The organism is Limosilactobacillus fastidiosus (genome assembly GCF_014145505.1).
Classification (GTDB): Bacteria; Bacillota; Bacilli; order Lactobacillales; family Lactobacillaceae; genus Limosilactobacillus; species Limosilactobacillus fastidiosus.
The window spans coordinates 1-25,286 of record NZ_JACIUZ010000031.1 but is presented as its reverse complement, the minus strand read 5'-3'; the positions used below and the strand labels follow the sequence as shown (position 1 = coordinate 25,286).

Annotated in this window: 25 protein-coding genes and 2 tRNA genes; 5 read left to right on the top strand and 22 right to left on the bottom strand. The window is 39.9% G+C overall.

Annotation, left to right across the window (positions count from 1 at the left end):
• Positions 1-88: 88 nt before the first annotated feature.
• The 5 genes from upp to H5R64_RS04320 all read right to left on the bottom strand — a co-directional run bounded on the left by upp (position 89) and on the right by H5R64_RS04320 (position 4,359).
• Positions 89-724 (bottom strand): uracil phosphoribosyltransferase, encoded by a 636-nt coding sequence (gene upp / locus H5R64_RS04340; protein ID WP_182580639.1) that lies wholly within the window; start codon positions 722-724, stop codon positions 89-91.
• Positions 725-801: 77 nt separating this feature from the next.
• Positions 802-1,821 (bottom strand): L-threonylcarbamoyladenylate synthase, encoded by a 1,020-nt coding sequence (locus H5R64_RS04335; protein ID WP_182580640.1) that lies wholly within the window; start codon positions 1,819-1,821, stop codon positions 802-804.
• Between the two features lie 5 nt (positions 1,822-1,826).
• Positions 1,827-2,687, bottom strand: a complete 861-nt coding sequence (gene prmC / locus H5R64_RS04330; protein ID WP_182580641.1) for a peptide chain release factor N(5)-glutamine methyltransferase — start codon at positions 2,685-2,687, stop codon at positions 1,827-1,829.
• The gene (prfA, locus tag H5R64_RS04325) at positions 2,680-3,762 is read right to left on the bottom strand and encodes a peptide chain release factor 1 (RefSeq protein ID WP_182580663.1); all 1,083 of its coding nucleotides are present in this window, start codon (positions 3,760-3,762) and stop codon (positions 2,680-2,682) included. The genes prmC and prfA overlap by 8 nt, the downstream gene beginning before the upstream one ends.
• Before the next feature lie 9 nt (positions 3,763-3,771).
• A complete protein-coding gene (locus tag H5R64_RS04320; protein ID WP_182580642.1) occupies positions 3,772-4,359 on the bottom strand; it encodes a thymidine kinase in 588 nt (195 codons plus the stop codon).
• A gap of 177 nt (positions 4,360-4,536) precedes the next feature.
• On the opposite strand from H5R64_RS04320, the gene H5R64_RS04315 reads away from it, so the two are divergent.
• Both H5R64_RS04315 and H5R64_RS04310 read left to right on the top strand, forming a co-directional pair.
• Positions 4,537-5,874 carry a Mur ligase family protein gene (locus H5R64_RS04315; protein WP_182580643.1) on the top strand — a complete coding sequence of 446 codons (1,338 nt, stop codon included), beginning with the start codon at positions 4,537-4,539 and terminating at the stop codon, positions 5,872-5,874.
• Complete coding sequence (locus H5R64_RS04310; protein WP_182580644.1) at positions 5,874-6,581, top strand: type 1 glutamine amidotransferase; 708 nt, start codon at positions 5,874-5,876, stop codon at positions 6,579-6,581. Before H5R64_RS04315 ends, H5R64_RS04310 begins: the two co-directional genes overlap by 1 nt.
• A 45-nt stretch (positions 6,582-6,626) precedes the next feature.
• Here H5R64_RS04310 and H5R64_RS04305 read toward each other — a convergent pair whose 3' ends face one another.
• The 13 genes from H5R64_RS04305 to H5R64_RS04245 all read right to left on the bottom strand — a co-directional run bounded on the left by H5R64_RS04305 (position 6,627) and on the right by H5R64_RS04245 (position 19,143).
• Positions 6,627-8,021, bottom strand: coding sequence for an amino acid permease (locus H5R64_RS04305; protein WP_231797905.1), 1,395 nt, complete (start codon positions 8,019-8,021; stop codon positions 6,627-6,629).
• A gap of 43 nt (positions 8,022-8,064) precedes the next feature.
• Positions 8,065-9,486, bottom strand: coding sequence for a basic amino acid/polyamine antiporter (locus tag H5R64_RS04300; protein WP_182580646.1), 1,422 nt, complete (start codon positions 9,484-9,486; stop codon positions 8,065-8,067).
• Between the two features lie 12 nt (positions 9,487-9,498).
• Entirely contained in the window at positions 9,499-9,969 is a 471-nt protein-coding gene (locus H5R64_RS04295; RefSeq protein ID WP_182580647.1) for an arginine repressor, read from the bottom strand.
• A 135-nt stretch (positions 9,970-10,104) separates the two neighbouring features.
• Complete coding sequence (gene arcA / locus H5R64_RS04290) at positions 10,105-11,334, bottom strand: arginine deiminase (protein WP_182582928.1); 1,230 nt, start codon at positions 11,332-11,334, stop codon at positions 10,105-10,107.
• 228 nt (positions 11,335-11,562) lie between these two features.
• Positions 11,563-12,585: a serine hydrolase domain-containing protein gene (locus H5R64_RS04285; RefSeq protein WP_182582926.1), complete on the bottom strand. Its 1,023-nt coding sequence runs from the start codon at positions 12,583-12,585 to the stop codon at positions 11,563-11,565.
• A 120-nt stretch (positions 12,586-12,705) separates the two neighbouring features.
• Complete coding sequence (locus H5R64_RS04280; RefSeq protein WP_372456593.1) at positions 12,706-14,535, bottom strand: ABC transporter ATP-binding protein; 1,830 nt, start codon at positions 14,533-14,535, stop codon at positions 12,706-12,708.
• Positions 14,528-16,270: an ABC transporter ATP-binding protein gene (locus H5R64_RS04275; protein WP_182580651.1), complete on the bottom strand. Its 1,743-nt coding sequence runs from the start codon at positions 16,268-16,270 to the stop codon at positions 14,528-14,530. Before H5R64_RS04275 ends, H5R64_RS04280 begins: the two co-directional genes overlap by 8 nt.
• The gene (locus H5R64_RS04270; protein ID WP_182580652.1) at positions 16,254-16,739 is read right to left on the bottom strand and encodes a MarR family winged helix-turn-helix transcriptional regulator; all 486 of its coding nucleotides are present in this window, start codon (positions 16,737-16,739) and stop codon (positions 16,254-16,256) included. Before H5R64_RS04270 ends, H5R64_RS04275 begins: the two co-directional genes overlap by 17 nt.
• Before the next feature lie 156 nt (positions 16,740-16,895).
• Positions 16,896-17,723 (bottom strand): hypothetical protein, encoded by an 828-nt coding sequence (locus H5R64_RS04265; RefSeq protein ID WP_182580653.1) that lies wholly within the window; start codon positions 17,721-17,723, stop codon positions 16,896-16,898.
• 264 nt (positions 17,724-17,987) lie between these two features.
• A tRNA-Glu gene (locus H5R64_RS04260) sits at positions 17,988-18,060 on the bottom strand.
• A 49-nt stretch (positions 18,061-18,109) separates the two neighbouring features.
• A complete protein-coding gene (locus H5R64_RS04255) occupies positions 18,110-18,439 on the bottom strand; it encodes a hypothetical protein (RefSeq protein ID WP_182580654.1) in 330 nt (109 codons plus the stop codon).
• A 98-nt stretch (positions 18,440-18,537) separates the two neighbouring features.
• A tRNA-Gln gene (locus H5R64_RS04250) sits at positions 18,538-18,610 on the bottom strand.
• A gap of 77 nt (positions 18,611-18,687) precedes the next feature.
• Positions 18,688-19,143: a DUF7679 family protein gene (locus tag H5R64_RS04245; RefSeq protein ID WP_182582924.1), complete on the bottom strand. Its 456-nt coding sequence runs from the start codon at positions 19,141-19,143 to the stop codon at positions 18,688-18,690.
• Between the two features lie 254 nt (positions 19,144-19,397).
• Between H5R64_RS04245 and H5R64_RS04240 the strand changes: the two genes are divergently transcribed.
• Both H5R64_RS04240 and H5R64_RS04235 read left to right on the top strand, forming a co-directional pair.
• Positions 19,398-20,312, top strand: a complete 915-nt coding sequence (locus H5R64_RS04240; RefSeq protein WP_182580656.1) for an EamA family transporter — start codon at positions 19,398-19,400, stop codon at positions 20,310-20,312.
• A gap of 20 nt (positions 20,313-20,332) precedes the next feature.
• Entirely contained in the window at positions 20,333-20,680 is a 348-nt protein-coding gene (locus tag H5R64_RS04235; protein WP_182580657.1) for a hypothetical protein, read from the top strand.
• Positions 20,681-20,784: 104 nt separating this feature from the next.
• Here the strand turns inward: H5R64_RS04235 and arcC are convergent, their stop codons facing one another.
• Both arcC and argF read right to left on the bottom strand, forming a co-directional pair.
• Entirely contained in the window at positions 20,785-21,717 is a 933-nt protein-coding gene (gene arcC / locus H5R64_RS04230) for a carbamate kinase (RefSeq protein ID WP_182582923.1), read from the bottom strand.
• Between the two features lie 14 nt (positions 21,718-21,731).
• Positions 21,732-22,739, bottom strand: coding sequence for an ornithine carbamoyltransferase (gene argF, locus H5R64_RS04225; RefSeq protein WP_182580659.1), 1,008 nt, complete (start codon positions 22,737-22,739; stop codon positions 21,732-21,734).
• Positions 22,740-23,039: 300 nt separating this feature from the next.
• Between argF and H5R64_RS04220 the strand changes: the two genes are divergently transcribed.
• On the top strand, positions 23,040-23,882 hold the full coding sequence (locus H5R64_RS04220; protein WP_182580660.1) for a DNA-binding domain-containing protein: 843 nt from the start codon (positions 23,040-23,042) through the stop codon (positions 23,880-23,882).
• 58 nt (positions 23,883-23,940) lie between these two features.
• On the opposite strand, the gene H5R64_RS04215 is transcribed toward H5R64_RS04220, so the two are convergent.
• Positions 23,941-24,144, bottom strand: coding sequence for a hypothetical protein (locus tag H5R64_RS04215; RefSeq protein WP_182580661.1), 204 nt, complete (start codon positions 24,142-24,144; stop codon positions 23,941-23,943).
• Positions 24,144-25,286: glucose-6-phosphate isomerase (locus H5R64_RS04210; protein ID WP_182582921.1), on the bottom strand; the 1,143-nt coding region annotated here is incomplete at its 5' end. The genes H5R64_RS04210 and H5R64_RS04215, both read right to left, overlap by 1 nt.

Genomic DNA, 25,286 nt, shown 5'->3' with positions numbered 1-25,286 from the left:
TGTAACTGACCAGTTCTCAGTACCACTGTTAGTTTAATGAACTTTAAAATAACAAAGAGGCTAAGTTTTTCTTAGCCTCTTTAATTACTTACTTTGTACCGAATAGCCGATCCCCAGCATCACCTAATCCAGGAACGATATAACCATCCTCGTTTAAATGATCATCAAGCCCAGCAGCATAAATATCAACATCTGGGTAGGCTTCACGAACAGCCTTAACTCCTTCTGGAGCAGCAACTAAGCACGCAAACTTCATGTTCTTTTCGGAACATCCACGCTTCTTCAACGCTTCAATTGCCATAATTGCTGAACCACCAGTAGCTAACATCGGATCAACAATAAACAGTTGCCGTTCAGTAATATCATTTGGTAACTTAACGAAGTATTCGTGTGGCTTCAAGGTTTCTTCATCACGGTACATCCCAATAAAACCAATCTTAGCCGCTGGAATAAGATCCGTCATTCCATCAACCATACCGATACCAGCACGAAGAATTGGAATAATTGCAACTTTCTTCCCTGCCAATTCCTTCTTAGTGGTCTTAGCAATTGGTGTTTCTACTTCAACGTCCTTCAATGGCATATCGCGAGCAACTTCATACGCCATCAATGTTGAGATTTCCTTAACTGTTTCACGGAAAGCTTTAGTCCCAACGTTCTTATCCCGAATCATTGTTAATTTGTGTTGAATCAATGGGTGATCCATCACTTCAAATTTACCCATGCCTAATACACTCCTTTAAATTTCTTTCCTATTTTACCAAAAAAAAGGCCTATTTTAATAAATAAATAGGTATTTTTTTATTTTATTGCAAAATGCTCGCCACCAGCTGATTTATTTAGTCGGTTCATATATGCCCGTCCTAGGTCCTTTATCGGGAAAGCTTGGGTTACAATTGCCTTAACATTAGGCTGGTCATCAAATTGACGAAGCCCGTCAAATAAGCGAGCACTCGCATCAGCAACATTCTTACCCAATGAAAACTGAATAGCGTTCATTGGCAAACTCTCTTGCTGAAGGATCTTTTCTTCTGCCATCATCCCGACATCGAATGGCTGTTGCTTAATCCAGTCAACAACCTGCTTCCAATCAGTCCCCTCGTCAACAATATAAACCTGCGCATTTGGAGCGTAGTGCTTGTACTTCATTCCGGGTGCTTTCGGTGTTTCATTTTTACCAACATGATGATGATTCAAGTCGATCGAACCAATCACATCTTCAATTTGGTGCTTAGTAACTGCCCCTGGTCGCAAAATAACTGGCTGATTAGTCGACATATCGAGGACTGTTGATTCAACTCCAACCCGGGTCGGACCATTATCAATAATCCCCGCGATCTTACCGTGAAGATCATGATAAACGTGCTGTGCGGTCGTCGGACTGGGCTTCCCCGACGTATTAGCTGAAGGACCAACAATTGGAACTCCCGCTTTCTTAATTAAATCAAGGGTTGGTTGACAATCTGGAAAACGAAAAGCAACTGTTGAAAGGCCACCCGTAACAGTCTTCGAAAGGACTCCCTTTTTAATGTTCAAAATGATAGTAAGGGAGCCTGGCCAAAACTTAGTCATCAACTTCCGCGCATTTTCTGGAATTTCACTAGCGTATTTTTCAACCATCTCAACTGAAGCAACGTGAACAATCAAGGGATTATCACTTGGTCGTCCTTTTGCCAAATAAACATTTTTGACTGCTTTTTCATTAGTTGCGTCTGCCCCTAATCCATAGACAGTTTCGGTAGGGAACGCAACCAGTTTGCCTTCTTGAATGGCTTTTGCTGCTTGATTAATTTCATCTAAATGGAAAATCCTTGTATCCATTCTTTCTAATTTCCTCCTACGTTTGAAAAATCCCATACGTGTATCATCCTCATTTTTCCAGCAACATCATGTCGTGGCTCAATTTGTGCAGCACTATCTACCTGCTTCAACAATTTCTGAATTGATTTCTCTTGATCAAAACCAGTTTCACCAAATAATTGTCCATGTAAATTTAAATGTTCAGCCGCTTCTTTGAATAAGCGGTGGTAAAAGCCTAAACCATTCTCGTCTGCAAAAAGGGCTAAATCTGGCTCAAACTTCAAAACAGCAGTATCCATCATATCCGTAGCATCCATGGCAATATATGGTGGATTAGTAACAATCAGATCATACTTTTCGTTAGCTAAATTAGCAAACAAATCACTCTTTACTAGATTTAGCTTTAGTTCAAAGTTTTCCATATTCTTTTGTGCAACCCTGAGTGCCGCTGTAGAAACATCACTGAGGGTCACTTCCCATGCTGGTCGTTCGAGAGCCAACGTAATCCCAATTACACCACTTCCCGTTCCTAGATCAAGAACTTTTAATGGTTCTGATGGCATTTTTTCTAAAACCCAATCAACTAGTTCTGCCGTTTCAGCTTCTGGAATTAGGACATTATGATTAACCATGAATGTTCTTCCATAAAAGGGCGCACTTCCAACAATATACTGGGCAGGTTCGCTATTTAACAACCGCTCAACTGCTTGCTGAAACCATTCCCATTCATCAGTCGGCATTACTTCTCGATTATGTACCAATAAGTGAGTATCATCCCACCCGTGCCGTTCCTTAAGAAGAAATTGTGGAGCATTCGGATCAACCTCACTTTGACTTACCTGCTCCTTTGCCCAACGTTGAGCCCCAAAATAAGTTTGACTACTCATTTCGTAATTGTTCCAACTTCTTGGTTTGATCGGCCACAATCAACGCTTCAATGATTTCATCAAGATCACCAGACACGATCTTATCAAGCTTATTCAATGTTAAACCAATCCGGTGATCAGTTACCCGGTTTTGTGGATAATTATATGTTCGAATTCGTTCAGATCGATCCCCAGTACCAATAGCATCTTTCCGCTTAGCATCATATGCGCTTTGTTCTTTTTGTTGGTAGTAGTCGTAAACCCGGGACTTTAAAATTCGCATTGCTTTGGCACGGTTCTGTTGCTGAGAACGTTCATCCTGCATTGCAACAACAATTCCTGTTGGTAGGTGGGTCATCCGGACAGCTGATGACGTCTTGTTAACGTGCTGTCCACCAGCACCACTTGAACGGTAAACATCAACCCGAATATCTTTTGGATCGATATCAACGTCAACGTCTTCTGCTTCCGGCATTACCCCAACAGTCGCCGTTGAAGTATGAACTCGTCCAGCTGATTCGGTAACAGGAACTCGTTGAACCCGGTGCGCACCATTTTCAAACTTTAGCTTTGAATAAACTTTATCACCAGTGATCATCAAGGCAATTTCCTTAAAGCCACCAACTTCGGTTTCACTTTTATCAACAACTTCAACCTTCCAGCCTTGGTTTTCTGCATAATGAAGATACATATTATAAAGATCGGCGGCAAATAGACTTGCTTCATCACCACCGGCAGCTCCCCGAATTTCCATAATAATGTTCTTGTCATCATTTGGATCTTTAGGAATCAAGAGGATCTCTAATTCCTTTTCTAGCCTAGTTTGTTGTTCCTTAGCGTTATTTAATTCATCCTTAGTTAATGCCGTTAAGTCAGGATCATCACTTTCCCGCAACATTTCCTCATCATCAGCGATTGTCTGCGTAACCTTTTTATATTCGTTATACTTTTCAACCGTTTCCCGTAAACTTCCCTCTTCTTTCGAAAGTTTCATAAACCGTTGCGAGTCAGCAATAACTTCAGGATCACTAATTAATTCGTTTAATTCATCATATCGATCTGCCACAGCCTGCAGCTTATCAAAAATTTCAGCCATTTCCATAGGTTATCTCTCTCCCTTTTCCTGTATTTCCGGATGGAAATAATGGTAACGACAAACCGGATAGTATGATTCATTACCACCAATCTGTACCTGTTTACCTTCATAAACCGGTTGACCATCATGAACCCGTAAGTTCATCGTTGCTTTTTTTCCACAGAACCAACAGATTGTCTTCATTTCTTCAATCTTGTCAGCATAAATTAGTAAATATTTTGAGCCTTCAAATAATTCATTTTTAAAATCATTTTTTAAGCCAAACGTCATTACCGGAATGTGAAGTTCATCAACAATTTTGATCAATTGAAGAACATGTTTTTTCTTTAAGAATTGTGCTTCATCAATCAGAACACAATAAATCTTTTCACCCATTTGTCGAACATAATCATAAATATTGGTATCTAACATTACGGGTTGAACTTTTCGCGAAAGGCCAATCCGACTTGCGATAACCCCTATCCCTGATCGGTCATCCACACCACTTGTCATCAAGACAACCTTCTTGCCTTGTTCCTCATAGTTATGAGCAACCTTAAGAATATCAATGGATTTTCCAGAATTCATTGCGCCATACTTAAAAAATAGTTGCGCCACAGTTCGCACTCCTTTTTTATACACATAGATAAACCTATTATATCTGAAAGCATTTTTCATTTAAATACTTAGCTGACGACTAATCGTTTCTTAATATTAATCCGAAACACTTTTCTTTTAACTAATTAAAGATTAAAATTAGTCGTAATCTAATTTCGGTGAAAGGATTTTAAATACATGTCATTACGCAGTTCACTTGCTGAAACAGCTGGTCGTTCAAGCTATTGGTTTCTCCATACCTTTATGAATGGTGGTAGTTCATTACCCGGGAAATTAACATTAAAGCTTGATCCTAACATTCTCCAAGCATTCAGTAAAAAATATGATTTAGTAATTGTTACTGGTACTAACGGAAAAACCCTTACTACTTCTTTAAGCGTTCGGGTTCTTCGCGAAAAGTACGATCAGGTGTTAACTAACCCTACTGGTTCTAACATGGAACAAGGAATTGTTACCACCTTTATTACTGCCCCTCGTCCAAAGAAAAAAGGACTCGCAGTTCTTGAAGTCGATGAAGCAAACGTGGTAAAAGTTACTAAGTATATCACACCAATTGCTTTTATCTTCACTAATATTTTCCGTGACCAAATGGATCGCTACGGTGAAATCTACACAACCTACAAGAAGATTCTTAACGGGGTTAAACTTGCCCCTAAAGCAACAATTATCGCTAACGGTGACGAACAGCTATTTAATAGTCAAGATTTGCCTAACCCAATTATTTATTACGGCTTTAACCATGAACACCAGGAGCCATTTGATGCTCCAGCTAATACGGATGGTCTTCTCTGTCCCAAATGTCAGCATATCTTAAAGTATCGAATGCGGACCTACGCGAACCTCGGCGATTACTTCTGCCCAAACTGTGGCTTTGAGCGGCCTAAATTAACATATGCTGTCACAAAGATTGACCGCCTAACGCCCACTAGTTCAACCTTTGAACTCGATGGCGAACAATACACTATTGGCATTGGTGGCCTTTACAATATTTACAACGCCTTAGCTGCCTATGCTCTTGGAAGGTTTCTTGGGGTTAGCCAGTCCCAAATCAAAGATGCCTTTGAATCTGATGAACGAGTCTTTGGTCGTCAAGAAGTCATTAACGTAGATGGTAAAGAAGTTACATTAATCTTGGTTAAGAATCCCGTTGGTCTTAACCAAGTTCTTGATATGATTGAAACTGATCCCCAACCATTTAGTTTTGCTTTTCTCCTTAATGCTAATTACGCGGACGGAATTGATACTAGCTGGATATGGGATGGAGACTTTGAAAAATTGGTTAAACATAATATTCCACAATATATGACTGGTGGCGAACGTTACAAGGATATCACGACACGACTTAAGATGGCGGGAGTAGACAATATGTGGAACGAGCCTGACTTAACTCAGGTAATTGATAAAATTAAAGAAATGCCAACAAAACATGTTTATATTCTAGCTACTTATACTGCTGTTCTTCAGCTACGAAAGCAACTCGCTGAAAAGGGCTATATTAAGGGAGGAATGGACTAATGGCAAAATATCATCTTAATCTTGCACATTTATACGGAAATCTCCTAAACACGTATAGTGACGTAGGTAATATCATTGCCTTGCGTTATTACGCTAAACAGATGGATGCTGATATCAAAGTCAAGGTTATTAGTATTGGTCAAGAATTTGATCCGAAAAAATTTGACATTGCTCTTTTTGGTGGCGGTCAAGACTATGAACAATTCGTTATTTCAAAGGACTTACCAAATAAGCATGCCGGAATTAAGAAGTTTATTGATGATCAAAAACCACTTCTGGCAATCTGCGGCGGTTACCAATTACTTGGTAAATATTACGTTGGGGCTAATGGTGAAAAGATTCCCGGATTAAGTATCCTTCCCCATTATACTCTTAGCCAGGATCATAACCGTTTTATCGGGGACATCACTATTAAAAACGAACAAACTGGCGATGAATATCACGGCTTTGAAAATCACAACGGAATGACCTTCTTAGGAGAAGGCGAACAACCACTTGGAAAAGTGATTTCAGGTCACGGTAATAATGGTCAAGATCACACTGAAGGAGCCATCTATAAAGAAGTTTATTGCTCCTATTTCCATGGTCCGATCCTTACTCGAAATGGTGAAATTGCTAAGCATCTTTTAATCACTGCACTCCACAACAAGTACCCTGATGAGGACTTTAGTCAACAAGAAAGCTTAGTAGTTAACCCCACATTTTAATAACAAAAAAGGGACTGGCGAAAATTCGCCAGTCCCTTTTTGCTATTAAAAATTAATTCCACCACGGATAATCATTACAATAGCAAGGATCCCTGCCACACCAATAACTAACGCAATCGCTTTTTCAAACCTTCTCATTTTTGGAGCGGCTAATAAATAAACCGGAATCCCCAATGCAAAGATAATTGCACTTGCAAAAGCATATTCAATTCCCGTAGCAAATAGTGTATAGATTGCATATGCTGAAGCAACCAAAGCAACTAATTTGAAGCCCGCGCTATAGGACTCCTTAAACGCTAACTTAAGCCCGTACAAGGAGGACAATAAGTAAGCTACTAACGTTGTTGTGGTAGCTAACGTATAAGCAATTGTATATGCAGTTTGTAATTGTGGTAAAAGCAAAACAATTAAAATAACCTGCATGATTAAAGTATAGACAATTAAGGCAAATCCCGGAACATTATGCCGATTAACCTCCCTAAACGGCTTCGGCATTGCTCCATCCATACTTGTAACGTAAGCAATCTCTGGGCCAATCATGAACCAACTTAACAGGGCTCCCAGAAGAGAAATCAATAATCCCACTTTGATGATCAAGGCTCCCCAAATGCCAATTACACTTTTACTAAGGACAGTTGCTAAAGGCACAGAAGAAGTACTCAATTCGTGTGCCGGAATAATTCCCATTGGTAGCAATGAAACAAGAACGTATAGACACCAGACAATGACGAAGCTAATCACCGTTGCTAAGCCAACCTCTGAATGTTTTTTCGCCCGTCGTGACATTGAAACCGCTGCTTCGATTCCGACAAAGCACCACACAATCGTACTCATTGCCTGTCCAATTTGGTGTGAAAGGCTCTCTGGTCGACCAGTCGATACCAATACATGTGACCATTGTGGGACACTAAAGACATGTGGTTGGAATAAAACAATTCCAATAATGATTACAAGAATTAACGGCAACACTTTAGTAATGGTAATTACAGCATTTAGGATACTGACTTTTCGCACACCCCGCCAACCAATCCAAGTGTAAACCCAAAGAATGATCGAGCCACCGATAAAGCACCCCAAAGGTGATAGTGGATATGGCAACATACTATTCAAGGTTTTGAAAAATAAGGAAATAAAGGCAATATTACCAAAAATTGCCCCTAACCAATAACCCCAAAAGGAATTAAAGCCAACATAGTTACCAAAACCTTCTTTTGCATAGGTATAAATACCACCATTAAGGTCAGGTTTAACGATCGTTAGCTTGTAAAAGACTAACGCTAACATTAAGATCCCAACTCCACCAATTAGCCAAGCAATAAACGCAGCTAATGGGTTTGCCTTTAAAATAAGGTCGGTGGGACTGTTAAAGATACCACCGCCGATTATTGTTCCAACAATTAAGGTGATTAAGAGGAATAGATTTAACTTCTTTTCCTTCACCTTAATCACCTCACTTGTTTTTTTATTCGATTATTATAACACATTAACCAACAACAATTGTACCATTGGCAACAAGCCAAATAGCAACAACACTCAAAATAAGAATTAATACCATAACCCATTTTTCAGCGGTTGACATCTTGCGGTCGTTTTCACGGCAAGCAAGGTAGTAAATAATGAAACCAGGGATGAAACTGATGGAAACAAGTAATACTTCTTGCCAGCCAGCTAAGAACATACATGCAAACATGAATGCGGCTGAAAGTAAACCAATTATGAATTGACCCCATTCCTTATGTGCTGAACTGTACTTCATTTGGTAAAGACCAACGAATAAGTAGGAGAATAGAATAGCAGCAGAACAAAGTGAGTATGCAAATTCATATGCCTTTTCAGTGAAAAGAAGTGAAAAAAGGAAGATTGTTTGCAATACAGCAGTAATCATCAAGGAAGCAGTTGGTGCGTTTCTTGAATTGACCTTTCCCCAAATCTTCGGCATTGCCTTATCATCGGCAACCAACATTGTAGTTTCAGCTGGTAGCATAGTCCATGATAACCATGAAACAATAGTTGAAATAATCAAACCAACGTTAATCAAAACTGATCCCCAAGTACCAACAGTAGCTTGAAGGACATGACCAATAGCTGGTTGACCCATCGAAGCCAATTGTGCCCGATCCAATGCACCGTAAGGCAAGATTGAAATCAATACATAGATAACAACTAAGAGACCAAAACTAATAAGTGAAGCTTCACGAGCAGCAGTCAATGACTTAGCACGGCTGGCCATAACAGAAGCACCTTCAACACCGATAAATACCCAAATCAGTGTCATCAAAGTACCCTTCATTTGTTCCCAAACAGAACCAGTAGTGGTTCCCTTTGAGGCATTATTAGCAACACGGCCCCAGAAGTCAGCAGTGAACATTCCGGCCTTGAAGCAAACTATCATGATAATAATGAAGATAACAAGTGGTAAAACCTTGCAGATGGTACCAATCATATTAACAAAGGAAGCACTTTCCACACCATTGTTAACAAGGATTGTCAAAAGCCAGCAGAAAACAATTGCAACAATGATTGATGGTAGATTTTGACCACCCTTGAAAGTTGGGAAGAAAGTACCAATTGAGCTCATCAACATTGTCGCAAAGGCAATGTTACCAAGCCAAGCAGAAAGCCAGTATGACCAACCAGAAATAAATTCACCCATTGGTCCAAAACCAGCACCTGCGTAAGAGAAAATCCCAGCCGTTAAGTCTGGACGCTTTTCAGATAAGTTGTTCAGTGACAGAACTAACATTAAGAAGCCGATACCAACAAAGATCCATGACAATAAGGCAGGACCCGGTGCAGCAGCGGCTGAAACATCACTGGTAATACCAAAGATACCAGTACCAATACAGGAACTAACGATTAGGGCAATTAATTCACCCTTACCGATTCCTTTCTTTTCATTTTCCATCTTTACACCCCTTTAGTCTAAATGTGAGCTAATATGTTTCATTATTAAATTGTAAATTACACGTGCATCACTATTATTCTTGCTAATGATAATTAACGTATCATTACCCGCAATTGTCCCCACAACTTCAGGAATATCTAATTCGTCAAACATTCCGCCAAGAATTGTTGCGTAACTTGAGTTCAACGCTGTCTTTACAACATTGATAAATTGCACGGTTTCGATTGTTCGAACATTATCACGGATTCCCGCATAAAGCCTACTAAAATCATGTTCTGGTTTCAGCTGCAGCTGCACATAATAGGTATGACCATCGCCATCGTTAGCCTTAACAATATTAAGCGCATGAATATCACGAGAAATCGTCGCTTGAGTCGTATCAATCCCCTGTTGGGTTAATAAATCCAGCAATTCATCCTGGGTCTCGATCTTGTGATCACTAACTAATTGTTCGATCACCTTTCGTCGCGCTTTACGATTCATCCTCGTTCACCCCTAATTACAATTTAACAATTTTATTATACAACAATGCTGTTTTAGTACAATAAAAGCAGCTAAAACACTTACCACTGAACTTTCAAATCAGTTTTAAAGTGCATCTGCTGCTTTTCAAACTAATCAGTTTTTAAGATCTTCACGTACAATTGGGCAGGACATGCAACGTGGACCACCACGACCACGAGACAATTCACTTGAACGAACCTCATGAACGAGAATTCCGTGCTTCCGCAGCAAATCATTAGATACATAGTTACGGTCGTATGTAACAACTTCACCTGGTGCAATTGTTAACGTGTTAGAACCATCGTTCCATTGTTCACGTGGAGCAACGATTGGGTCACCATTACCAGTAGGAATCAAGTCAATTTCTGGCTTATCCTGTACTTCTTCAAGAACCTTTTGAAGGTCTGTACGGTGTTGAATTTCAATTTCGCCATCCTTACCTGGGTGGAGAATGTAAGTGTCAATCTTACCACCATCCATGATTTGCGGATGAACAGTAAATTGATCATAGTTAATCATTGTGAAGACCGTGTCAAGGTGCATCATAGCGTGGTTATGTGGAATGTGGATAGCAACCACAGTATCGTAGTTGGAGTCCTTGAACAAATTCCGTGCAATATCAGTGATAGCATCTGCTGAAGTACGTTGTGAAAGACCAATGGCAAATACGTGGTCGGAAAGAACTAATTCATCCCCACCTTCAACCCGAGTGTCATGGTAACGATCACGCCATACATGAACACCCTTGTTAGCGAACCGAGGATTGTGCTTGATGATGTATTCAGTGAACAGTGATTCACGTTGACGAGCCTTAAACGTCATATGGTTGATGGTAATCCCATCACCGATTGAGGCTTGTGGGTCACGAGTGAAGTATGCGTTTGGCATTGGATCCATGAAGAATGGGTAGTCAGCATCTTCAGCCATTTCAGCAAGTGAAACGAACTTAGTCTGAATTTCATCCTTCCGTACCCCAGCAATAATCTTGTCAACCATTGCTTGAGTATCCATGCTAAGCAAATATTCCTTCAAAGCGTCATGAACAGCACCAGTAGCATGACCAGATTCTGCCAACATCTTTTCAAGGAATTCATCCTTTACTTGATCATCTGCCAAAGCTTCAGCAGCCAATTTAGCGAAGTAAAGCACTTCGACTCCTTGGTCCCTTAAAGTCTTAGCAAAGTAATCATGTTCTTCTTGTGCGATTGGCAGATATGGAATGTCATCAACAAGCATGCGGTGAAGAATGTCTGGGTAGACATTTTCAATTTCATGACCAGGTCGATGAAGCATAACTGTCTTAAGCTTACCAATTTCAGACGTTACGTGAATTGGGCTTTGCATATACACTCACTCCTTTTGTGTGCTTTCATTTGATTACGTGTATAATAATAGTCACTTTTGAAACCGTTGTCAAATCAGTTTTACGCGGATTTGTGCAATTAAACTCCTAGATGAATTTTGACTAAAATTATACAAATTTATATGCAATTAACCTCCGTAAAATACATATTTTGTTCAATAAGATTGCATAAAGTTGAATAATAATTTCACAAAGTTTTTTGAAATTAATTAAGCGTTTTCCTTCTCATGAAGGTACGTTGCAAAAAGTTGATCTCGCGCCCATAAATAATCATCATTTTTCGCATGCGGATGAACCCGATTTGTTAAGACAATCATCCCCTGGTCTTCCTTCTTATCAAGGATTAACCACGTTCCCGTAAAACCAGTATGACTAATTATCAAATGACGATCATTAGTTGCATGAAGTAACTTCCACCCTAGGGAACGACTATGTTCTCCGGGAATTAACGTTTGATCTTTAAACATTTGGTCAATTATTTTTACTTCTAATAGGTCATTCAGATTGGTTTCAATCAATGCCCTGCTATACATCACTAGGTCATCCAAACTCGCAAATAATCCAGCACAACCACATTTTTCGCCAAGAATGTAAGCTTTTGGATCATGAGCTACTCCTCGAATCAACCCCCGCTGCGGTTGAATTTCAGTAGGAACCGTATTGGGAAGAAAAGGCTTAAAGGTGGCCCCCACCATTTTTAAGGGTTCTAATACTTTCTCGGTAATTAACTGTTGGATCGGCTTTTTAAAAATTTTTTCTGCAATCCAGCCGAGGTACAAGAAATTGACATCTGCATATCTAATTTGTCTGTTAAAACTCTCATCAACGTGCTGATGTGTCAAATAAGCCCGTTTTAATTCGGTTGCCGATAATTCGTCACGATGGGGAATATAACCACAAATTCCTGATGTATGGGTTAAAAGGTGGCGAATCGTTGGACGAGGATCACTAAACTCCGCTAAATATTTCTGTACAGGATCATTGAGCGTTAATTCACCTGTTTGAAGCGCCATCGCAATTACCGGCACTGTCCCGATCACCTTTGTCAAGGATGCTAGATCGTATTGCATTCCCACACGCAACTGTTCCTTGTCAGGCCGAACTTCCGCTAGCCCCTTCACTTTTCGGTATTCCTGATCATGATCAAAGAGAACATAACTGATTCCCGGCACAATTTCCTGATCCACCATTGCATTTAAGCCAGCAATTGTTTTTTGATACTGTTGCTTCATTAATTATTTCCTCCATATTATTAATGCAACCTATTGTACCGCAATAATAATTCAATCAAAAAATCGTCCAGTCATCTTAGTGAAAACTGAACGATTTTCTTTAAATATCTTTTAATTACCCTATAAACTATTTCCCACGAACTGACTATTATAAAGATCCGCATAGAAACCATTCTTCTTCATTAATGATTCATGATTCCCAGTTTCAAGGATGTGACCGTGATTAAGGACAATAATCTTATCAGCATTACGAATTGTCGATAACCGGTGAGCAACAACAAAGCTTGTCCGTCCCTTCTGTAATTCATCCATTGCTTCTTGGATCAACTCTTCAGTCCGCGTATCAACGGAACTAGTCGCCTCATCAAGAATTAGGATTTCAGGGTTCGCCAAGAAAGCACGGGCAATCGTTAATAATTGTCGTTGCCCCTGTGAAATATTAGAAGCTGATTCATCCAAAATGGTGTTATACCCATCCGGAAGTTCCCGAATAAAATTATCCGCATGAGCCAGTTTAGCAGCTCGATAAACTTCATCATCACTAGCATTATTTCGCCCATATTTAATGTTATCAAAAATCGTTCCCGTAAACAGCCAAGTGTCCTGAAGAACCATCGCTATATGACTTCGTAACTTATCCCGTGACATCGACTTAGTATCCTGTCCATCGAGATAAATCTTACCACCTTTAGCCTCGTAAAACCGTTCCAAGAGGTTAATAATCGTTGTCTTTCCAGCACCAGTAGGGCCTACAATCGCTACCATCTCGTTTGGCATTGCCTTAAGGTTAAAGTTTTTAATTAATGGTTCATCAGTATAACTAAAATCTACATTAGCAAACTCAATCTTTGGTAACGGTTTTTCATCAATTGGGGTGGGATCCGCATCAGAAGGAAGTAATTCAGGAGCATCCAGCACTTCAAAGATCCGTTCTGCGGAAGCAATCGTTTGTTGAATCGTACTACTTAAGTTGGCAATCTGGGTAATCGGTTGTGAAAACTGATTAGTATATTGAAGGAATGCTTGAACATTACCAAGAGTAATCTGTCCATGGATTACCTCAATTGCTCCCACAACAGCAACCATCAAATAACCTAAATTCCGGACAAAGTTCATTAGTGGAAAAATCAAGATTGAGAAGAACTGGGCCTTCCAGGCAGCCTCGTAATAATTGTGGTTCTTCTTAGCAAATGTTTTTTCTTCGTCCTTTTCCTTATTAAAGGTTTTTACAATTGTATGACCAGCATAAACTTCTTCAACTTGTCCATTAATTTCCCCTAGTTCCGCTTGTTGATTACTGAAAAGACGCTGAGCTGTCGGCGCAACAAAAGCAACAATCAATGCACTTAGAGGAAGAGTAATCAATGCAACTAAGGTTAACTTCCAACTAATCGTAATCATCAGGATTAGGACCCCAACGAAAGTTATAATACTCGTTATAATTTGAATTAAACTCTGCTGAAGTGTCCCCGCAATGTTATCCATATCATTCACCATTCGGCTCATAATATCACCGTTGCTATGGGTATCATAAAACTTAACCGGAACCCGTCCCATTTTTTCTTTCAAATCTTCACGAAGATTATACACAACCTTCTGAGAAATCCGCGTCATGATAATTTGTTGGGCAAAACTAAATAACCCCGAGAAAACATACAACAAGATAACGATTAAACCGATTTGGAAGATCCGGTGAAAGTCAATTGGGAGGCTTGTCAAGTGGATCCCGTGTTTCATCTCAGCATAGCCACGCATTATTCCATCATAAATAATTGTAGTGGCTTCACCTAAAATCTTTGGTGCAAGAATTGATAAAATAACAGAGACGATCGCCATAATGATTGATACAGTTACTCCAATCCACCACGGCTTCAAGTAAGCAAACAGACGCTTGGTTGTTGGCCAAAAGTGTTGGGCCTTTTTTAACCTTCCGCGTGGTCCATTATGCATTCTGATCATCCCCCTTTTCAATTTGTGAGTAAACAATTTCTTGATATACTGGATTATTCTTGATCAATTGCTCATGAGTTCCTTGACCAACAACCTTTCCGTCATCCAACACAATAATTAGATCAGCATCAGCAACAGTTGAAACCCGTTGAGCAACGATTACACTCACTGCACTTTGAACCTGCTGATCTTTCCTCAAGGCTTGCCGTAATTCAGCATCAGTCTTGAAGTCAAGAGCAGAGAATGAGTCATCAAAGATGTAAATTGAAGCAGGCTTAATAATTGTTCGAGCAATCGCTAACCGTTGACGTTGACCACCAGAAAAGTTACTTCCTGATTGTTCAACCTTGGCATCTAGTCCGCCCGCTTCCTTAACAAAGTCAGCTGCTTTAGCAATCTCCAGAGCGTGCCACATTTCCTTTTCCGTTGCACGTGGGTTCCCAAATTGAAGGTTTGAACGAATTGTTCCCGTAAAAAGAATTGCCTTTTGCTGCGTAATCGAAATTACGGAGTGCAATTCCTTCTGACTGAGCTTTTCAATTTGTACCCCATCAACTTTAATTTCACCACTCTCAATATTAAAAAGACGGGGAATTAAGTTCACCAGTGTCGATTTTCCAGAACCAGTCCCCCCAATAATCGCTAGAGTCTGACCAGCTTTTACCTTAAAATTAAGGTTCTCTAACGCTAGTCGTTCAGCGCCAGTATAGCGGAAATTAACATGATCAAAGCTCAATGAAGCTGGGTGATCCTTTAAAAGATGTTCTTGTTCTGCTTTAGGAAGATCTTCAACACTTGGTTGATGTTCCAAAACAGCGTTTACCCGTGCAGCAGATGCTGAAGCCCGGGGAACGAATACGAAGACCATCGAGAGCATCATAAAGCTAATCATAATTTGAGTAGCATAAGTCATAAAGGCGATTAGGTTACCGACTTGCATCGTCATATCAGCAATCAAGTGACTCCCTAACAAGATAATTCCAACATTAGTTAAGCTCAGAATTAAGGTCATTACGGGAAACAGGAAGGATACTAATGTAAAAGCCTTAATCGCTGTATTAGTATAGTCAGCGTTAGCCTTTTTAAATCGTTCCTGTTCACGATTATCTTGACGAAATGCTCGAATTACCCGTACCCCAGTAAGTCCTTCACGGAATATAAGGTTAATCCGGTCTGTTTTAAACTGGATACTCTTAAATAACGGCACTGCAAAGTACATCACAAGCCCAACAACTACCGCCAAAATTGGCAAACTAATTAGGAAAACCTTTGTTAACCGTGGCTCCCGAACATACGCCAAAACACAGGCAGCAACTAACATAATTGGCGATTGAAGCATCATCCGCAAAACCTGCATCATCACATTTTGAATCTGCACGATATCATTTGTTGATCGGGTAATCAATGATGAATCACCAAATTTACTCATATCCCGGCTAGAAAACTTCATTACGTGGCTAAATATTTGTTTCCGCAGCTTTTCACCAACTTGCATTGACTGGGTTGCCGCAAAGTAAACGTTCCCCGCAGCGGCAACCACTCCAACTCCGGCAATGATTAACATTAAAACACCAGCATGCCAAATATAACCAAGATCCTGTCTAACAATCCCCTTATTCACTAGATCAGACGTGATCGTTGGTAAATATAGGTCACAAGCTACCTGAACCAATAAGAACAGGACTGCTAAGGTCGTTGCCCATTTGACAAGGTTATTTTTAGCAATTTTGATCAAATTGTTCACCCTCTTTTCCATCTTTTGGTAATTGATCTCCATAGTAGTGATGAAGATTTTCCCCCATCATATTTATTACTTTAATAAAACTTTCCAGGTCGTTCTGGTTAATTCCTGCAAGAAGCTGACTACCAAAGCGATGTCGTTCTTCCACAATCTTTTCATAGCTTTCTCTTCCCTTGGCCGTCAACCGAACATGAATTATCCGCCGATCATTAGCAAGTCGTTCTCGTTTAACAAGGTTATCTCGCTCAAGACGCTCAAGGACTTCGCTCAAGGAGCCGGGCTTAACCTTGGCCATATCCGCGAGCTCACGTTGCGATAAAGAACGATCGCTTAGCGCTAAAATATGAATAATCCGTCCTCGACCAAGAAACATCCCCGAAGTTTTGGCATTTTTCATCGATAAATTGTGCATCTGCCTGATCAGTCCAAACAAACGGGGAAAAACTTCATTATCAGTAATCATCTTTTCATCTCCTATCGTTAGGTACAGAATCATTAGGTGCATAACTATTTCATAATAACGATCTTAATAAGAAAAAGCAACGATTAAGATTTAAATTTAAAAAAGTAAAACTCAGGTAACTCGTCCACGCGAATTCCTGAGTTTTATTTAGTAATATTATTGATCACCAATTGTTGGTTGCGTACTAATTGTTGGCTGGTTACTGATCGGAGCACTACTGCTTGAGTGACCACCACCATTACCGCCACCAGTGTATTGGTGAGATGGAGTATAGCCACCATGGTAACTACTTCCACCACCATTATATGAAGTTCCTGAGTTACTATTTCCACCACGGTTACTGCTACCACTATTATCAGCACTGCTGCTTGATGAGTGTGATGAACTGTGACTAGATGATGAACTAGACGAACTTGAAGAGCTAGAACTAGTAACACTAGATGAGGAAGATGAAGAACTATCATCTTGATCCTTAATCGTAATTGTCTTCTTAAGCTTCTTGCTACCACGAGTAGCGATAATATCATACTTCGCAGCGTATTCAAAGTCATACTTAAGTGTTACCGGGCCATCGCTCTTCTTTGGCTTAAAGGTCTTATAAACCTTCCCAGTATCATGGCCAACAATCTTCACCTTTGTGTTCGGTGAAACAATAATCTTCATCGGCGCAACACCATCACTGTTTAACTGAGCTTTCTTCTTATCGAAGTTGATGTAGACCTCGTCTGCTTCTTCATCGTTATCATTAGTGATTGCCTTCGTCTCGGTTATATCCTCAGAATCCGACTTTGAGTGATGATCCGCATAAACGGTCCCACCGATACTTCCAATAATAATAAACAACAACAACCAGTTAACGAATGCCCGTCCACGGCTAACAAACGTGTCCCCCCGACGCATCCGCTTAACTTGACCAACATACTGGATAATCAACAAAATTAAAGCAATTATCCCAACAATTATAAGTACATTTTTCAAATTCATAATTAAAACACCATTTATTTTTCAAAATTTAAAAATCACACTATCTTAGTGTAACATGTTTGAGCTAGATTCTTAATCCTTTTTATTAAAATAATTGTTTAACCTGAAAATAAAAAAGAGCCCCCAATAAGTAAGGGGACCCTTTTATGTCATGCTAACTGATTTATTTTGACTCAATTTCTTATAAAAATCAGTTTTAGTCAGTTTTCAAACACCTTTATATCAATGTTTAAGCGCCATCGAAAACTATTTAAAACTAAAAAATCACCCGCACGGGGATCGAACCCGTAACTCCGCCTTGAGAGGGCGACGTCTTAACCAATTTGACCAGCGGGCAATAACAATACAAGAGTAGTATACAGATTTTCGTCCTGATTGTCAATCATTTATTCAAACGATAACTCTAACAAATAGACTCTCAACTGGGGAACATGCGAAGTTGTTGCCCAAACATCGTGATAGTTTTGTTTATCCGCATGTGTTTTGGCAAAAAATCCTTCTAACAAATCACCATTTTTAGCTACGAAATCATACGAAAGCCGGTTTACCATTAAACGATTATCCGGAAAATAAAAAGAAGCATCAGCGATTTTTAATGAATCCTTGATAAAAATCGAAATGGTATTAATATATTGTGCTTTTTCGCCAACTACTAGTTCTGGGTGATGTTTAATCTTGGTTAATACATAATAAATCGAATCAGAATTACTTGCCATTTTCTCTTCTCCTCAGTCTCTCAGAATATTTTACCAAGAAATAAATACTTATACATTATAAAATAAAAAGGCCCCGAACACTGCGGGGCCTCAATAAATTGGGCATACTGGTCTCGAACCAGTAAATTATGGATTCAGAGTCCACTGCCTTACCAGTTTGGCGAATGCCCAATAAGATAACAATAATAATATACACGGGGATCATTAATTAGTCAACTATTTTCTGCAAATAAACTTAAATAACTACCCTAATGACGGTGTTCTTGTAACCAAATTCGCCACTTTGTCATTAAGTTAATCCAAGGATGCTTGGTTCCATTATTCCAATGGTCAACATCTGCTTTGATTTGTCGCTGTGACCACCTTGAATAATCATGATGCATAAAATTATAGTCCTGCTCATCAGTTTGCTTTTGCCAAACCGCTGCCATAATGAACTGACTACGTGTCCGTTGCAACTGTGGATCTACCTCCTCACAAGCAAATACATCAATTACTTTAGCCGTCGCAATTGGGGGGAGCACCCGATTTCCCTTAATATATGGGCCAACCGGAACATTAATCAAGGCATTCCGCATAACCTCTTGCCAGTTCTCTCTTGTTTGATAACGATGCTCCAAACCAGGCTCAACGTCATTTGCTAATAGGTAATCTCTCTCCTCGCCCCAGCTTAATTTAACATGGAGTTTAAATGCCTTAACCATATGGATCCCCCTCATAATATCGCTACTACCATTTTACCGCAATTCTCCACCACTAGGTATTTCTTAGCAAAAGTTAGTTTAAAATCTCAAATCATAGAGCACAACTCCACACTCAAAATATCATTGAATTACAAAAAAGCTATCATTGAATTTGCAGTGGGGATGTCCAACTCTTCTCGCAATAATTAGCCTTTCTCTAAATATTTCATGCTAAAATAAAATAGTGTGTATTTTAAGGAAAGGGTAATTTATCAATGAATTCAAATAAAAAAGCTCTTGGCCTTGCCATGGTAATTACTGCAACCACTTTTTGGGGAATTTCCGGCTTGTTTGCCAAGGCACTTTTTAATGTTAGTCCATCAATTACCTCACTGTGGCTAACCCAGTGGCGGCTAATTTTCGGTGGATTGCTTATGATTGTAATCAGTAAGCTATTGGGTAACCACCCATTTGGAATTTTTCATAACCTCCATGATACTTGGGTAATCTTCGCCTATGGGGTTATTGGTTTAGTTCCCGTTCAGTTTGCCTATTTCATGGCTGTACAGAAGGGAAATGCATCAATTGCAACGATCCTGCAATTTATTGGACCGTTCTTTATCATCGCTTACTTAGCAGTATTCCGGCACGAACCACCACGACGAATTGAAATTATTTGCGCGATTATTGCATTCTTAGGGGTCTTTATTATTGCTACTCACGGTCATTTAAATCATTTGGCCGTTACTCCAGCTGTCCTCTTTTGGGGCTTCATTTCGGCAATTGGAGTAGCAACGAACACCTTAATCCCTCAAAAAATGTTAAAGAGTGGTCGGGTTCCTGCCCTTAATGTTACAGCCTGGGGACTCCTCTTTGCTGGAATCGTCCTCTTAGCCATTCATCCCCAACAACCCGCAATCCCAAATGTTCCAAGCGTCTGGATTGATTGTGCAAGTATCCTGATTATTGGAACAATCATCCCCTTCTACTTAGCAAACACTTCGCTAAAGTATATCGATGCAACCACCTTTAGCCTAATGGATGCTTTCGAACCACTCTCCGCAACAGTTGGTTCGGTGTTAGTCTTCCACCTTTATCTAACTGGTGCTGATATTATTGGTTCAATTTTAGTTATTGTCGCGGTTTGTGCAATTAATGTTCGTCCCCATCAAAAAAATACTAGTAAGTAAAAATAGGAGGTAATTCATTCATGACAGAAGATGGTTATCCATATGATGAAAATGGTTTTCGCGAGGATCTTAAAAATAACCCAGATGTTCTTCACCAACCTGATGCTGATCGTTCAGCTCGTGAACTAAAAGTTCTCTCTTATGATGAAACAATTGATGTCTTAAATGGCGATACTGCAATCAAGCCAGAGTTCTCCTTCTCTAAAGAAGTCCTGGATAAAATTATTAAGGAAAAGCCTGAGCTAAAGACTGATGAATCTCTTGAGAACTTAATTAAAGATAAGGATCAACAAATCCTTCTTGTTAGGTATAATGAAGACCAAGCCGATAACTACACGGTCAAAGTAGACGATAAGCCCGAAGAATAATGGGGTATAACTCAAATGACTTCTGTCTCGCTCCATAATTCGATCAAAAAAGAACCATTCAGGAATTCCTGAATGGTTCTTTTTTTGAGAAAAACATCTCTTGATTAGTTATCACTGATAACAGTACCAACCTTACCAGCAAGTGCATCGTCCAAGCCGTTAAGTGAGGTGATCAAAGCTTTTCGTTCTGGATGACCCTTAACAAAGGATAAGCAAGCTTCAATCTTAGGAAGCATACTACCAGCGGCAAATTGCTTTTCATCCATGTACTTTTGAGCTTCGGCAACATTCAATGTCTTCAAAGCCTTTTCATCTGGCTTACCGTAGTTTACGTATACGTAGTCAACAGCAGTTAAGATGATCAAAGTATCAGCATTAATCTTGTCAGCGAGCAAGGCGCTAGAGCGATCCTTATCGATAACCGCTGGAACACCTTGGAGGCCATCGTCAGTCATGATAACGGGAACACCGCCACCACCACCAGCAATAACAAGATCACCGTTTTCAATCAAGGTCTTAATACTGTTCAATTCCATAATCTTTTGTGGAAGTGGGGAAGGAACAACCTGACGGTATCCACGACCAGCATCTTCTTTGAAAGTGTAGCCCTTTTCCTTTTCAATCTGTTCGGCTTGTTCCTTAGTGTAAAAGTCACCAACAGGCTTAGAAGGATTTTGGAATGCAGGGTCTTTAGGATCAACAGCAATTTGAGTAACAATAGTTGCTACATTCTTGTTCATCCAACGACGGTGCAATTCATTTTGAAAGCTTTGTTGTAAGTGGTACCCAATGTAACCTTGACTCATTGCACCACATTCGGGGAATGGGAAGGCTGCGGTCTTACCATTTTCAGCGGCAAAATTCATTCCAAGATTAATGGCACCTACTTGAGGCCCATTACCATGGCTGATAACAACTTGATTACCAGCTTCGATCAAACCAATTAAAGAAGAAGCAGTGTTCTTAACTAACTTTAATTGTTCTTCAGGAGACTTGCCAAGGGCGTTACCACCCAAGGCAACAACTACTTTAGCCATTTAAAGCGCCCTCCTTAGTTTTGTTCACCTAAGGTTGCAACCATAACAGCCTTGATAGTGTGCATCCGGTTTTCAGCTTCACGGAATACAACTGAACGCTTGCTTTCGAAGACTTCGTCAGTAACTTCCATTTCCTTAAGACCGAACTTCTTGTAGATTTCCTTACCTACTTCAGTATCAAGGTTGTGGAATGCTGGAAGACAGTGTTCGAAGATAGCGTTAGGGTTTTCAGTAGCGTCCATAACTTCCTTAGTAACTTGGTAAGGCTTGAGAAGCTTGATCCGCTTTTCCCACATGTCATCTGATTCACCCATTGATACCCAAACATCAGCATAGATAACATCCATGCCCTTAACGCCTTCCTTAACGTCGTTTGAAACAACGATCTTAGCGCCAGTTTCGGCAGCAATAGCATTAGCCTTGTCAAGAACTTCCTTAGTTGGGTTCAATTCCTTAGGAGTTACAACGTGGTATTCCATACCCATAACGGCAGCACCTAACATCAAAGCGTTAGATACGTTGTCTTGACCATCACCAACGAAGGCAAACTTAATTTGTTCGTAAGGCTTCTTCAATACTTCATGGGCAGTTAAGAAGTCAGCCAATACTTGTGTTGGGTGATCTTCGTCAGTCAAACCGTTCCAAACTGGAACACCGGAGTACTTAGCCAAAGTTTCAACATTACGTTGTGAGAAACCACGGTATTCAATACCATCAAACATACCACCAAGAACACGGGCAGTATCCTTAACAGATTCCTTGTGACCAATGTGTGAACCTGATGGGCCAAGGTAAGTTACGTGTGCACCTTCATCCTTAGCACCAACTTCGAATGAGCAACGAGTACGGGTTGAACTCTTTTCGAAGATTAAGGCAATGTTCTTACCTTCAAGGTTCTTACCTTCAGTACCAGAGTACTTAGCCTTCTTTAAATCTTCAGCAAGATTAAGCATGTATTCCATTTCACGCTTGTTAAAGTCTGAAAGTGTTAAAAAACTACGGTTACGTAAATTGAATGCCATAATTAAAATTCCTCCTTGAAATTCTTTACGGTATATATGATAGTAAGCACTTTCAAAAAAACTCATTTTACTTCAAGAAGATCCATTAAAAAATTAATTTCATTTTCACAATCAACTAAAATATACATTTAAAGAAAGCGGATCCATCATCATTCAAACATTATTCAAGCTAATAATATACATTTCACAAGTGTTTTATTAATCACTATTCTTAATATTCAATATTGGTTGTATTATTATTGACTTTCCACTTAGCTTCAAATAAACTCAAGATGATTCAAAAATAGTCGAGGTGTTAAAATGAATTTCTACATCGTTGATGATGATAATAACGCTACATCACTTCTCAAAGATATTATCGAAAACGACTTTAATAATTCAGTTGTTGGGACAACCTTTAATCCTGAGCAAGCGTTTGAAGATGTTATCCGCCTGAGTATTGATGTAATGTTTGTCAATCCATCACTTTCTCAAATTAATGGAATCGATTTAATTAAACGGATTCAACAAAGTAACCATCACCCTCACTTTATCATGGTTAGTCAGGCTTTTGATCCTACTGGACGCACGAATGCTTATAATGCTGGTGTTGATTTTTGTATTGAGAAACCATTGAACGTTGCTGAGGTCAAGACGATTATCAAGCTCATTGGCGAAAACATCAATATGTCCCATCGTATGTTACAAATCCTCGATCTAGTCAGTGGCGCTGCTAACCACAACACAATTAACGTCAACTTTAAGAGTAAGGAGAAAGAAAACGTTAAATCAATTATGCGTTTTTTGGGAATTACTAACGGTTCTGGAGCGCAAGATATCACCCGGATCATTAATGTGATGATTGAACAAGAGGTGACTTTTGAACAGGTTAGTTTTCACGAAATCTTCCGTTGTGACGATCATGGTAAAAAAATCATTCTCCAGCGGATTCGCCGCGACCTTAAGACAGGGTTGAATAACCTTGCTCACATGTGCCTCGATTATCCAGAAAATGACATTATTCTTGAATATGCTAATAACCTCTTCGAATATAAGAATGTCCATAATGAAATGAAAATCATCAATGGTAAGGCCAACCATGGTGGTCAAGTTTCAGTAAAACACTTCTTCAATGGACTAGTACAAGAAAGCGTCCAAAATTAAAGTAACACAAAAGCAGGCTCCCAAGCGCGAAAATTTCGAACTCTGGAGCCTGTTTTAATTATTTTTTGAATAGTAGAATCGTTAAACAAATCCAAATTACAATCAAAATCAACGTATATAAGGCAGCTAACCAAACAATCCATTGAAGAAATGGCAAGACCTTAATTAGATTTAAGATTGCAAAACAAATTGTTAATACACACCAAACAGCAACTCGCAACTGAACGCGCTGGCGCTGCTTAATTAATTGATGACGATTCATTACTTATCCTCGTCCATTTCCGCCCGCAACTTCTTGCCGACTTCTTCGTATCCTGGTTTGCCGAGAAGTCCAAACATGTTTACCTTATATGCTTCAACCCCTGGTTGATTAAATGGGTTAATCCCGTTGAGGTAACCAGATATTGCTATCGCCACTTCAAAGAAGTAGATCAGGTAACCCAGCGTGTATTCATTTTCTTCTGGAATGTGAACCGTCATTACCGGAACGCCACCTGCAGTATGAGCGGCGACTACCGCTTCGTAAGCCTTAGTGTTCGCAAAGTCCATCGTCTTGCCTTCCAAGTAACCTAACCCATCCAGATTATCTGGTTCGCTTGGGATTTCCACGTCATAGTTGGGCTTATCGAGCTTAACCACGGTTTCCATCAAGAAACGGCGACCTTCTTGGATGTATTGACCCAAAGAGTGTAAGTCCGTAGTGAAGTTAGCACTGGATGGGTAAATGCCCTTGTGATCCTTCCCTTCGGATTCACCAGCTAATTGCTTCCACCATTCGGCAAACATGGTCATGTTTGGTTCATAGTTTTCAAGCAATTCAGTTTCGTAGCCCTTCCGGTAAAGGATGTTCCGATAGGCTGCGTATTGGTAAGCCTCGTTGTTTTCCAACTTTGGATCAGTGTAGTCCTTTTCCGCTTGAGCTGCACCAGCCATTAATTGATCGATATCCCCGCCCGAAACGGCAATTGGCAACAGACCAACTGGTGAGAGGACCGAGTAACGACCACCGATACCGTCTTGAATAACGAAACTTTCGTACCCATGGGCATCCGCTTCGGTCTTCAAAGCCCCCTTAGCCTTATCCGTAGTAGCGTAGATCCGCTGATTAGCTTCTTCTTCACCGTACTTCTTGATTAAGAGGTTCTTGAAAATCCGGAAAGCAATTGAAGGTTCAGTCGTGGTTCCAGACTTGGAAACAATATTCACAGAGAAATCCTTATCTCCAATCAATTCAATCAAGTCATGAACGTAAGTCGAACTCAAAGAGTTACCAGCAAACAGAACCAGAGGGAACTTCCGATCAGCTGCCTTTTGAGCTTGGTAGAAGGTATTGTGTAAGAAATCAATGGCCATTCGTGCTCCAAGGTAAGATCCCCCAATCCCGATAACAACTAGGATGTCAGA

Excerpts from the sequence above, each read along its gene's own strand:
- H5R64_RS04300 (WP_182580646.1), bottom strand. The coding sequence starts at position 9,486 with ATGGAAAATGAAAAGAAAGGAATCGGTAAGGGTGAATTAATTGCCCTA.
- H5R64_RS04335 (WP_182580640.1), bottom strand. The coding sequence starts at position 1,821 with ATGGATACAAGGATTTTCCATTTAGATGAAATTAATCAAGCAGCAAAA.
- H5R64_RS04310 (WP_182580644.1), top strand. The coding sequence starts at position 5,874 with ATGGCAAAATATCATCTTAATCTTGCACATTTATACGGAAATCTCCTA.
- H5R64_RS04235 (WP_182580657.1), top strand. The coding sequence starts at position 20,333 with ATGACAGAAGATGGTTATCCATATGATGAAAATGGTTTTCGCGAGGAT.
- H5R64_RS04255 (WP_182580654.1), bottom strand. The coding sequence starts at position 18,439 with ATGGCAAGTAATTCTGATTCGATTTATTATGTATTAACCAAGATTAAA.
- H5R64_RS04270 (WP_182580652.1), bottom strand. The coding sequence starts at position 16,739 with ATGATTACTGATAATGAAGTTTTTCCCCGTTTGTTTGGACTGATCAGG.
- arcA (WP_182582928.1), bottom strand. The coding sequence starts at position 11,334 with ATGCAAAGCCCAATTCACGTAACGTCTGAAATTGGTAAGCTTAAGACA.
- H5R64_RS04240 (WP_182580656.1), top strand. The coding sequence starts at position 19,398 with ATGAATTCAAATAAAAAAGCTCTTGGCCTTGCCATGGTAATTACTGCA.
- H5R64_RS04265 (WP_182580653.1), bottom strand. The coding sequence starts at position 17,723 with ATGAATTTGAAAAATGTACTTATAATTGTTGGGATAATTGCTTTAATT.
- H5R64_RS04280 (WP_372456593.1), bottom strand. The coding sequence starts at position 14,535 with ATGCATAATGGACCACGCGGAAGGTTAAAAAAGGCCCAACACTTTTGG.
- H5R64_RS04285 (WP_182582926.1), bottom strand. The coding sequence starts at position 12,585 with ATGAAGCAACAGTATCAAAAAACAATTGCTGGCTTAAATGCAATGGTG.
- H5R64_RS04315 (WP_182580643.1), top strand. The coding sequence starts at position 4,537 with ATGTCATTACGCAGTTCACTTGCTGAAACAGCTGGTCGTTCAAGCTAT.
- arcC (WP_182582923.1), bottom strand. The coding sequence starts at position 21,717 with ATGGCTAAAGTAGTTGTTGCCTTGGGTGGTAACGCCCTTGGCAAGTCT.
- H5R64_RS04220 (WP_182580660.1), top strand. The coding sequence starts at position 23,040 with ATGAATTTCTACATCGTTGATGATGATAATAACGCTACATCACTTCTC.
- prmC (WP_182580641.1), bottom strand. The coding sequence starts at position 2,687 with ATGAGTAGTCAAACTTATTTTGGGGCTCAACGTTGGGCAAAGGAGCAG.
- upp (WP_182580639.1), bottom strand. The coding sequence starts at position 724 with ATGGGTAAATTTGAAGTGATGGATCACCCATTGATTCAACACAAATTA.
- prfA (WP_182580663.1), bottom strand. The coding sequence starts at position 3,762 with ATGGCTGAAATTTTTGATAAGCTGCAGGCTGTGGCAGATCGATATGAT.
- H5R64_RS04295 (WP_182580647.1), bottom strand. The coding sequence starts at position 9,969 with ATGAATCGTAAAGCGCGACGAAAGGTGATCGAACAATTAGTTAGTGAT.
- H5R64_RS04245 (WP_182582924.1), bottom strand. The coding sequence starts at position 19,143 with ATGGTTAAGGCATTTAAACTCCATGTTAAATTAAGCTGGGGCGAGGAG.
- H5R64_RS04215 (WP_182580661.1), bottom strand. The coding sequence starts at position 24,144 with ATGAATCGTCATCAATTAATTAAGCAGCGCCAGCGCGTTCAGTTGCGA.
- argF (WP_182580659.1), bottom strand. The coding sequence starts at position 22,739 with ATGGCATTCAATTTACGTAACCGTAGTTTTTTAACACTTTCAGACTTT.